Raw genomic sequence first — 9194 nt, forward strand, 5'->3', positions numbered from 1 at the left:
ACTTCCCGCCGGGACGAGCGCGATGCGCATGCCGGCCACCGCAGCCGCGCCCGCCATGCCGGCCGCGCGCCAACCTGGCGCGACGCTGCCCGGCCAGCAAGACAGCGAATCGATTCGCCGCACCGCACTCGCATTCCTCCAACAGCAGATCGCCGGCCTGCCCGGCAAGACGACCGTCACCGTCTCCCCGACGCTTCCGCGCGGCCTGGCAGCCTGCACAACGCTCACGCCGTTCCTGCCGGCCGGCGCGCGCCTGTGGGGTCGCACGACGATCGGCGTGCGCTGCGCGGGCGAGCGCCCCTGGACCGTCTACCTGCAGGCAAAGATCACCGTGCAGGCCACCTACTACGTCGCCGCACGGCAGATCGCGCCGGGCGAGGCGCTCACCGCGGCCGACCTCGTCGCGCGCGAAGGCGACCTGACCGTGCTGCCCCTCGCGATCATCACCGATCCGTCGCAGGCGATCGGCGCGACGGCGCTCTCGCGCGTCGGCGCCGGCCTGCCGCTGCGGCAGGACATGCTGAAGAGCGCGGCGTCGGTATCGGCCGGCCAGACCGTGCGCGTCGTCGCAGCCGGACCGGGTTTCACGATCTCGGCCGAAGGCAGCGTGCTCGCGAACGCGGCGCCCGGCCAGCAGGTTCGGGTGAGGATGGCGGCCGGGCAGATCGTCACCGCGACCGTCAAGGACGCCGGCACGGTGGAGATTCCGCTCTGACGGCGCAAGATTCTGTTTCTGTTGAGGTTTACGTCGAGAAAGGGATGCTAAAGTTTGGCCCCGCGTTGCCGTTATCTGGGTCAAACCGTACAGGAATACCATCGTGAAAATCGATTCCTCTCCCTCCTCGAGTTCCCGCGCGCAGGCGAATGCCGGCACCGGCGCGGCCCGCACCCAGGCTGGCGCGACGACCGCGACGGCGGGCGGGTCGGCGCCCGCCGGCACGGCCGGCGGCGACGCGACCGTGAATCTGTCGGGCCTGTCCGGGCAATTGCGCACGATGTCGGCGTCGGGCAGCACGGATATCGACGCGGGCCTCGTCCAGTCGATCAAGGACGCACTGAATAACGGCACGCTGTCGATCGACGCAAGCAAGATCGCCGACGGCGTCCTGAAAACCGCCCGCGAGCTGCTGCAACAGCAGCGCCCGAAGGGCGACTGACCCGGTCTGCGGACCGGCGAATACCGGTTGACGGGGGCGCGGACGTGCCGCGCGCCCGGGTTTTGAGCGAGATGCGATGAGAGACGAGCTGCTGGCCACGGTCAACGACGAACATGCGACGGTTGAAGCATTCGCGTCGCTGCTCGCGTATGAAGAAAAGGCGCTGACGACGCCGGAGCCGCTCGCGATGCTGCCGGGCATCATCGAAAAAAAGACCGGACTGATCGAGAAACTCGCCCATCTCGAGCGCACGCGCGATACGCAGCTGTCGGCGCTGGGGTTTCCCACCGGCAAGAAAGGCATGGATGAAGCCGCCGGGCGCGACGCGCGCCTCGCCGGCCGCTGGCAGCTGCTGCAGCAGGCCGCCGAGCGCGCCCGCCAGGCCAACGCGAATAACGGCATGCTGATCCGGATCCGCATGGACTACAACGAGCGGGCGCTCGCGGTGCTGCGCTCGGCCCCCGCGCCAGGCGGTTTCTACGGGCCGGACGGACGGGTCGCGGCGGTCGTTCGCTGATCGCCGTCGACAGTCCGCACCACCGCGCCGACGCACGCCCGGCGACATTCAATCGTCACTGACACCCGCCGCCAGCGCCACCGCCTGGATCCGTGCGCGGTGCACCGCCTCCTTGATCTTCGCGACATCCTCGCCGACGCTGCGCGCGACCGCGCCCGCATCGACGCTGCGCGCCGCCGCCAGCGCCCCGCGCAACCGCTCGGCCTGGGGATAAGGCTGCGCCTCGAGCCCGAGCCGGCCGCGCGCATCGGATTCGCATGCCTGCACCATCTCGGCGAAACGCGCCGGCTTGCGCAGCGCATCGGCGCGCTCGAACAGCCGCACCAGCGCGGCCGCGCCCATCTCCATCACGCGATGCAGGTTGCCGTGCTCCCGCGCGACGACGAGCGCGAGATCGCGGCACTCGTTCGGCACCCGCAACCGTTCGCACAGCGGCTTCAACAGTTCGACGCTGCGGCCTTCGTGGCCGATATGGCGCGGCAGCACGTCCGCGGGCGTCGTCGCCTTGCCGAGATCGTGCGTGAGCGCCGCGAAGCGCACCGCGAGCGAATAACCCTGCTTCGCCGCGTAATCGACGACCATCATCACGTGCACGCCCGTGTCGACTTCAGGGTGATAGTCGGCGCGCTGCGGCACGCCGAACAGCGCATCGATCTCCGGCAGGATCCGCGCGAGCGCGCCGCATTCGCGCAGCACCGCGAACATCCGCGACGGCCGCGCCTCCATCAGCCCGCGCGCGACTTCCTGCCATACCCGCTCGGCGACGAGCGCATCGGCTTCGCCCGCATCGACCATGCGCCGCATCAACGCCATCGTCTCGTCGGCGACGGTGAAACCGGCGAAACGCGCCGCGAAACGCGCGATGCGCAGGATTCGCACCGGATCCTCGACAAACGCATCGCCGACATGCCGGAACAGATGCGCATCCAGATCCGCCCGGCCGCCGAACGGATCGATCACCGGCCCGACCAGTGCGCCGTCCGGACTGACTTCGCGCGCCATCGCGTTGATCGTCAGGTCGCGCCGCGCGAGATCCTCGTCGAGCGTGACGTCCGGCGCATAGTAGAACTGGAAGCCGTGATAGCCGGCCGCCGTCTTGCGCTCGGTGCGCGCGAGCGCGTATTCCTCTTGCGTGTCCGGATGCAGGAACACCGGGAAATCCTTGCCGACCGGCCTGAAACCCTGGGCAACCATCTGCTCCGGCGTCGCGCCGACCACGACATAGTCGAGATCCTGCACCGGCACGCCGAGCAATTCGTCGCGGATCGCGCCGCCTACTGCGTAGACCTTCATGGCGTCGGCTCGTATTCGGTGATCACATGCGTTTCGCGGCGCGCACCGTCGATCCACTGCTGGACAGCCGGCAGCGCCGTCACCCGTTCGACATAACCGCTCGCCTCCGGCGACAGGCCGGGCGCGTACGTGTTGAAACGCATCACGACGGGCGCATACATCGCATCGGCGATGCCGAACTCACCGAACAGGAACGGGCCGCCCGACGCTTCGAGGCATTCGCTCCAGAGCGCGTCGATGCGCGCAACGTCGGCCAGCGACTCCGGCGTCGCACCGCGGCCCGGCATCGCCGCGCGCACGTTCATCCCCATCTGCGCGCGCAGCGCCGCAAAGCCGGCATGCATCTCGGCGGACACGCAGCGCGCGTGCGCGCGTTCGAGCGGATCGGCCGGCCACATCGGATAGTGCGGATAGCGCTCGGCGAGCGTCTCGGCGATCGCCAGCGAATCCCAGATCGCGACCCCGTGATCGTCGATCAGGCACGGCACCTTGCCCGACGGCGAGTACTCGCGGATGCGTGCATGCGTGTCGTCGCGGTGCAGCTCCACGACGATTTCGTCGAACGGAATGCCGAAGTGCGTGAGCAGCACCCACGGCCGCATCGACCACGACGAATAGTTCTTGTCCCCAATGACCAGTTTCATGACGGATTTCCAGTAAAGCGCAGAAAGGTGAGGATGTCAGCGGCGCGAGCGGAACCTGTCGAAACGGGACCGCACCGCCGCGCGGCCGAGATACGTGGGCGCGATGCTTTCGAGGCTCGCCGGCTCTATGCCGAGTTCCGGCGCGATCGGGCCGGACAGCACGTTCGGCACCGACATCGATGCGAGGTTGTCGCGCGTGATCATCGGCTCGCCCGGCAGGCATTCGAACACGCTCGCCTGCCATCGCGCGATCGCGTCGGGCAGCCGCACGATCCGCGCCTGCCGGCCGACCAGCGAGCCACAATAGCGGACCAGTTCCTCGAGCGTATAGACCGTCGGGCCGCCAAGCTCGTAGGTCTTGCCGTATGCGGCGGCGAGGTCGAGCGTATGGACGAACGCGCTTGCCACATCGCCGACGAATACCGGCTGGAACCGCGCATCGGGCATCGCGAGCGGCAGCACCGGCAGCATGCGCTGCAGGCGCGCGAACGTGGTGAGGAACCGGTCGCCCTGCCCGAACACGACCGACGGCCGGAAGATCGTCACGCGCAGCGTATCGGTCGCGGCGATCGCATGCAGCGCGGCCTCGCCGTCGCCCTTCGAACGCTGGTACATGCTCGGGCCGTGCGAATCGGCGCCGAGCGCGCTCATGTGCAACAGTCTCGGCACACCCGCCTCGACACAGGCGCTCGCCAGCGCCGCCGGCAACGCAACGTGCGCGCGTTCGAAGCCCGGGCCGTACGGCGTGCCGCGGCCGCCGTGCAGCACGCCGACCAGATTCACGGCCGCCTGCGCGCCCGCGACGAAGCGGGCCAGCCGCCGCGCGTCGAGCGATTCGAGCTCGACGATCTCGACCGGCAGCATCATCAGGTGACGCGCATGGTCGCGGCGCCGCGTGCCGATCCGCACGTGCCTGCCTGCGTCGATCAGCGCTTTCACGAGCCGGCTGCCGATGAAACCCGTGCCTCCCAGCAATGCGACGGTCTGGCGATCCATGTTCGAGGCTCCCGGGCCAGTTCACGCGAGCGACAGGCCCTAAAGCGCACTGCCGCGTCTCGCGCGGCAGTGTGCATGCAGATTGCAGATCAGGGCGAGATCGTGCCTAGACGCTTCTTCAACGATTGCGGCTTGCCTTCGAACAGCCCCGCGTAATACGTCGTGTTCGACAGCACGTTCTTCACATACTCGCGCGTCTCGTTGAACGGAATCGTCTCCGCGAAGATCGCGCCTTCGATCGGCCGAGTCAACGCCTGGCGCCACTGGCGCGGGCGGCCCGGACCTGCGTTGTAGCCCGCGGTCGCGAGCACGGGCGAACCGTCGAACGTGTTGTAGATGTCGGCCAGATACCAGGTGCCGAGCTGAATGTTGGTGTCGATGTCGTGCATCTGCGCACGCGTGATCGTGCCGAGGCCGAGCTTCTTCGCGACGAGCTGTGCGGTCGCCGGCATCAGCTGCATCAGGCCGCCCGCGCCGACCGACGAACGCGCGTTCGTGATGAAGCGCGATTCCTGGCGGATCAGCCCGTACGCCCATTCGATGTCGAGACCGGACGTCTGCGCGTAGCGCTGGACGATGTCGCGGTACGGCGACGGGTAGCGCAGCGTGAAGTCATGCTCGGCCTTCGTGCGATCCGCGGTGTTGACCGTGCGGTCGAGCAGGTCGACGCGCTTGCCGTATTCGGCGGCCGCGAGCAGCTGGCGATCGGTCATGCCGCGCAGCGGCCAGTTCCATTCGCGATTGCCTTCGAGACGCAGGTTCAGTGCATAGAAGCGCTGCGCGAGCGCGAAGCCCGGCACCTTGCTCATCGCACTGATCTCGTCGTCGGTCACGGTCGTGCGCGGCGGGATCCGCGTGCGCTGGCCGAGTTCCTCGCCGGCGAGCTGGCCGTAGAAGTTGAACTGGCCCGCGATCTGCTCGAACTCCTGATTCGCCTGCAGCGTATCGCCGCTCTGCTTGAGCGCGCGCGCATGCCAGTAAACCCATGCCGGATCGGCGCGCAGCAACGCCGGCATCTGGTCGATCGACCAGCGCACCATCGGCCAGTCGCCGACCAGCAGCGCGCTGCGCGTGCGCCATTCGTAGGCGGAGTTCGACAGCGGCGCATTCGCCGAATTCTGATACCAGACCGACGCGAGCGGCAGGCGCTTCAGCGCACCCTGATAACCGATCGCGCCCCACGCGATCGCCTGCTCCGGCTTCGTCAGCGACGATCCGAGCGATGTCAGCATCGCGGCCGCCTGCTCCGGATCGTTGCGCGCCATGCGGCCGAGCGCGAGCAGCGCAAGCTGGTGCGACGTCGCGTCGGGGCCGACGCCACGCGCGAGGAACAGCGGCGGCGCGCTCGCCGCCTGATCGAACGCGACCGGACGCGGGCCGAGCGCATCGACGATCTTGCCGCCGAGCGTCGTGTAGTTCTGCTCGAATGCGAGACGCACCTGCTGCCAGACGTCGTCGCTCGAGAACTGCTGGTTGACGGCAAGCGCGGTGATCAGATCGACGCACGCATCGCCGTAGTACTTCGGTTCGGTCAACAGCGCACGCGCGGCATCGGCGACGTTCTCGCCGCGCGCGGCACGCGATTCGAGCGCGTAGCACTTGACCTGCGTGTCGTCGTCGAGCACGAAGCGCGTGTACTGCTCGTCGAAATTGCGCCAGTCGTGGCGCGCGCCGAGCACGAGCAGGTAGTCGTTGCGCATCCGGTCCGCGATCGCCTGGCCGTCGTAGCGCTGCAGGAACGACAGGACCGGCGCGTCCGGCGCATCGGTGCGCGCGCGGCCGGACGAATCGAACAGCTGCGGCTTGATCTGGAAATACTCGAGATAGGACGGCGCCGGATAATTCGGGATCGTCGCGGCGAGCTGCGCGGCCTTCGCGGCGTCGTTGCGGCGCGCGGCCTCGCGGAGCTGGATGAAGGTCTGGTCGTCCCCGGAGAGCGTGTCGTCGGACGGCGCCGCGCACGCGGCCGAGCCCACGACGAGCGCAGTGGCCGAAAGCGTCAGCGCGACCGCGCGATATACTCGGAAAAGGCTGTTCGACATCGTTTTGAATGGAGCACGGAGTGAGCGAAAGCATAGCACGCAACCCTTTTCACCCAGGGACTTCCTCCGGTCACGGCGAACGGAAACAGGCGCTGCGCCGCGCACTGTCGCAAGCGCGTCGCCACGCCCAGTCACAGCCCGCGGCGAACGACGCGCTCGATGCCCGGCTGCGCCTCCTGCTCGATCATCTCGCGCCGCGCACGGTCGGATTTTACTGGCCGCTTCCGGGCGAATTCGACGCACGCGCCGCAGTGCTCGCGTGGTGTGCCGCACAAGCGGGCAGGCAGGCCGCGCTGCCGGTGATCAGGGAACAGCGCACGCCGCTCGAATTTCATGCATGGGACGCACACACGCCGATGCGCGAAGGCCATCACCGGATTCCGGAGCCCGCGTCGGGCGTAGCGGTGGTGCCGGATCTGCTGCTGATTCCCTGTGTCGGGTTCGACAGCCGCCTGTACCGGCTCGGCTACGGCGGCGGCTATTACGACCGGACGCTCGCGGCATGGCCGGGCGACGCGCCGCCGGTTACGGTCGGCATCGCCTACGCGGCATGCCGGGTCGACGCGCTGCCGACCGAAGAACACGATCACGCGATGCAGTGGGTGGTGACGGAAGAAGAGACTTACCCCGCGCGGCCGTAATGCGCGATCCGGCGCGATCGCCGCAATATCGTCAGTTTGACGGATGCCCGGCCATGCCGCCGGGCGCTGCGCCTGCCCCGGCCTCGGCCTACAGCGGGCCTACAGCGACGCGGCCGCGCGCGCGGCCGTGTCATACAGGCCCGACGCGTGGCGCAGCAGCTGCGCCGCCTCGCCGATCTGCTCGTTGGTCACGCCGCTGTCTTTCAGCGTCTCGATCAGGCAGTGCTCGCGCACCTCGCGATACTTCAGACACAAGTCCCGGCCGGCCGGCGTCACGGAAAAGAACACTTCCTTGCCGATCTTCTCGCTCTCGACATAGCCGCGTGCGATCAGTTTCTTCAGCGCGTAGGTCGCGACGTGCGTATCCTCGATATTGAGCACGAAGCAGATGTCGGCGAGTTTCTTCTTGCGCTCGCGATGGCTGACGTGATGCAGCAGCGACACCTCGACCGCCGTCATGTCCTTCGCGCCCGCCGCCGACATGCAGCGCACCATCCATCGGTTGAATGCATTGCCCGCCATGATGAGCCCGTATTCGAGCTCCGACAGCTCCACGCTCGAATCGGAAACCAGGTGTTCGGAAGAAACGATGTTGGTCGGGTGATGCGTCATGGAACAGGCAGCGAAAGCAGGATGGCAGGGTGTGCAGAGTGTACGTCAGAAGCCTCCGCGTGCCAGCTAGGCATAAACGCTTATTTGTAAATTATCGATATTTTATCGACAATGTTCTCTAACATTGGCTCTCGACCCGTGCCAGTCCGATGACGCATCCACGCATCTACCCGCTCGGCGACGCCGCACTTGTCTGCGAAGTGCCGCCCCCCGCCACGCTCGACTGTCAGCGCCGCATCTGGGCGATGGCCACGGTCGCGCGCGCCTGGGCCCACGTCTTCGACGTGGTGCCGGGCATGAACAACCTGACGATCGTGTTCGATCCGCTCGCCGTCACCGCGGACGCATTGACGCCCGCGCTGCGCGACGCCTGGGAAACCGCCGACATCGAGCATGCGGATGGCCGCGAGATCGAGATTCCCGTCGAATACGGCGGCGAGGGCGGCCCCGACCTGCAGGCCGTCGCCGAGCACACCGGCCTGCCGGCCGATGAGGTGGTCGCACGCCACGCGGCCTGCGAATACGTCGTGTTTTTCCTCGGCTTCCAGCCGGGCTTCGCGTATCTCGGCGGTCTCGACGAAACGCTGCACACGCCGCGCCGCGCCGCGCCGCGCCTCGAGGTGCCGGCCGGGTCGGTCGGCATCGGCGGCGCGCAGACCGGCATTTATCCGGCCAGATCGCCCGGCGGCTGGCAACTGATCGGCCGCACGACGTGCGTGCTGTTCGATCCGTCCCGGCAACCGCCGACGCTGCTCCTGCCCGGCGACCGGGTGCGCTTCACCATTGCGGAGATCCACGCGACATGAGCCAGAGCAAAGTCCCCGGCAGCATCGACGTGCTGCGGGCCGGCCCGCTGTCGACGGTGCAGGATCTCGGCCGCCGCGGCACACGCCATCTCGGCGTCGCCCAGGGCGGCGCGCTCGACAGCCTCGCGCTCGAGGTCGGCAACCGGCTCGTCGGCAACCGCCCCGATGCGGCCGCGGTCGAGATCACGTTCGGCCCGGCTGCGTTCCGCTTCGCACGCGCAACGCGCATCGCCATCACCGGCACCGAGTTCGGCGCGACGCTCGACGACCGCGCCGTTCATTCCTGGTGGAGCCTGCCCGTGGAAGCCGGCCAGACGCTCACGCTGCCGGTCGCGAAACGCGGAATGCGCGGCTATCTGTGCGTTGCCGGCGGTGTCGACGTCCTGCCGATACTCGGCTCGCGCAGTACCGATCTCGCGTCGCGCTTCGGCGGCCTCGGCGGCCGCGCGCTGCGCGATGGCGACCGGTTGCCGGTCGGCGTCGCTC

General features: G+C 68.3%; 11 protein-coding genes. 6 read left to right on the forward strand and 5 right to left on the reverse strand.

The annotated features are described in order from the left end of the window. The 3 genes from flgA to KH616_RS16575 all read left to right on the forward strand — a co-directional run. Window positions 1–715, forward strand: a 715-nt coding sequence (flgA, locus tag KH616_RS16565; RefSeq protein ID WP_292248251.1) for a flagellar basal body P-ring formation chaperone FlgA, incomplete at its 5' end; no start/stop codon positions are given. Between the two features lie 103 nt (window positions 716–818). Beyond that, a complete protein-coding gene (gene flgM, locus KH616_RS16570) occupies window positions 819–1157 on the forward strand; it encodes a flagellar biosynthesis anti-sigma factor FlgM (RefSeq protein WP_292248253.1) in 339 nt (112 codons plus the stop codon). 76 nt (window positions 1158–1233) lie between these two features. Continuing rightward, entirely contained in the window at window positions 1234–1674 is a 441-nt protein-coding gene (locus KH616_RS16575; protein WP_292248255.1) for a flagella synthesis protein FlgN, read from the forward strand. Between the two features lie 48 nt (window positions 1675–1722). Here KH616_RS16575 and KH616_RS16580 read toward each other — a convergent pair whose 3' ends face one another. From KH616_RS16580 to KH616_RS16595, 4 genes are all read right to left on the reverse strand, one after another. Beyond that, window positions 1723–2967, reverse strand: a complete 1245-nt coding sequence (locus KH616_RS16580; protein ID WP_292248256.1) for a multifunctional CCA addition/repair protein — start codon at window positions 2965–2967, stop codon at window positions 1723–1725. Beyond that, window positions 2964–3611 (reverse strand): glutathione S-transferase family protein, encoded by a 648-nt coding sequence (locus tag KH616_RS16585; RefSeq protein WP_292248257.1) that lies wholly within the window; start codon window positions 3609–3611, stop codon window positions 2964–2966. The genes KH616_RS16580 and KH616_RS16585 overlap by 4 nt, the downstream gene beginning before the upstream one ends. 36 nt (window positions 3612–3647) lie before the next feature. Continuing rightward, window positions 3648–4607 carry a complex I NDUFA9 subunit family protein gene (locus KH616_RS16590; RefSeq protein ID WP_292248259.1) on the reverse strand — a complete coding sequence of 320 codons (960 nt, stop codon included), beginning with the start codon at window positions 4605–4607 and terminating at the stop codon, window positions 3648–3650. Window positions 4608–4696: 89 nt separating this feature from the next. Then, window positions 4697–6649: a lytic transglycosylase domain-containing protein gene (locus tag KH616_RS16595; protein WP_292248261.1), complete on the reverse strand. Its 1953-nt coding sequence runs from the start codon at window positions 6647–6649 to the stop codon at window positions 4697–4699. 8 nt (window positions 6650–6657) lie between these two features. On the opposite strand from KH616_RS16595, the gene KH616_RS16600 reads away from it, so the two are divergent. Continuing rightward, window positions 6658–7290 carry a 5-formyltetrahydrofolate cyclo-ligase gene (locus KH616_RS16600; protein WP_292248263.1) on the forward strand — a complete coding sequence of 211 codons (633 nt, stop codon included), beginning with the start codon at window positions 6658–6660 and terminating at the stop codon, window positions 7288–7290. A gap of 99 nt (window positions 7291–7389) precedes the next feature. Here the strand turns inward: KH616_RS16600 and KH616_RS16605 are convergent, their stop codons facing one another. Further along, the gene (locus KH616_RS16605) at window positions 7390–7902 is read right to left on the reverse strand and encodes a winged helix DNA-binding protein (RefSeq protein WP_292248265.1); all 513 of its coding nucleotides are present in this window, start codon (window positions 7900–7902) and stop codon (window positions 7390–7392) included. A 149-nt stretch (window positions 7903–8051) separates the two neighbouring features. Between KH616_RS16605 and pxpB the strand changes: the two genes are divergently transcribed. Together pxpB and KH616_RS16615 are read left to right on the forward strand one after the other, a co-directional pair. After that, the gene (gene pxpB / locus KH616_RS16610) at window positions 8052–8708 is read left to right on the forward strand and encodes a 5-oxoprolinase subunit PxpB (protein WP_292248268.1); all 657 of its coding nucleotides are present in this window, start codon (window positions 8052–8054) and stop codon (window positions 8706–8708) included. Beyond that, window positions 8705–9194: biotin-dependent carboxyltransferase family protein (locus KH616_RS16615; protein ID WP_292248271.1), on the forward strand; the 490-nt coding region annotated here is incomplete at its 3' end. The genes pxpB and KH616_RS16615, both read left to right, overlap by 4 nt.

The organism is Burkholderia sp., from assembly GCF_018375725.1.
Taxonomy (GTDB): Bacteria; Pseudomonadota; Gammaproteobacteria; order Burkholderiales; family Burkholderiaceae; genus Burkholderia.

Coding starts and splice junctions, on each gene's coding strand:
- KH616_RS16585 (WP_292248257.1), bottom strand. CDS start 3,611: ATGAAACTGGTCATTGGGGACAAGAACTATTCGTCGTGGTCGATGCGG.
- KH616_RS16590 (WP_292248259.1), bottom strand. CDS start 4,607: ATGGATCGCCAGACCGTCGCATTGCTGGGAGGCACGGGTTTCATCGGC.
- KH616_RS16605 (WP_292248265.1), bottom strand. CDS start 7,902: ATGACGCATCACCCGACCAACATCGTTTCTTCCGAACACCTGGTTTCC.
- pxpB (WP_292248268.1), top strand. CDS start 8,052: ATGACGCATCCACGCATCTACCCGCTCGGCGACGCCGCACTTGTCTGC.
- KH616_RS16595 (WP_292248261.1), bottom strand. CDS start 6,649: ATGTCGAACAGCCTTTTCCGAGTATATCGCGCGGTCGCGCTGACGCTT.
- KH616_RS16580 (WP_292248256.1), bottom strand. CDS start 2,967: ATGAAGGTCTACGCAGTAGGCGGCGCGATCCGCGACGAATTGCTCGGC.
- KH616_RS16600 (WP_292248263.1), top strand. CDS start 6,658: ATGGAGCACGGAGTGAGCGAAAGCATAGCACGCAACCCTTTTCACCCA.
- KH616_RS16575 (WP_292248255.1), top strand. CDS start 1,234: ATGAGAGACGAGCTGCTGGCCACGGTCAACGACGAACATGCGACGGTT.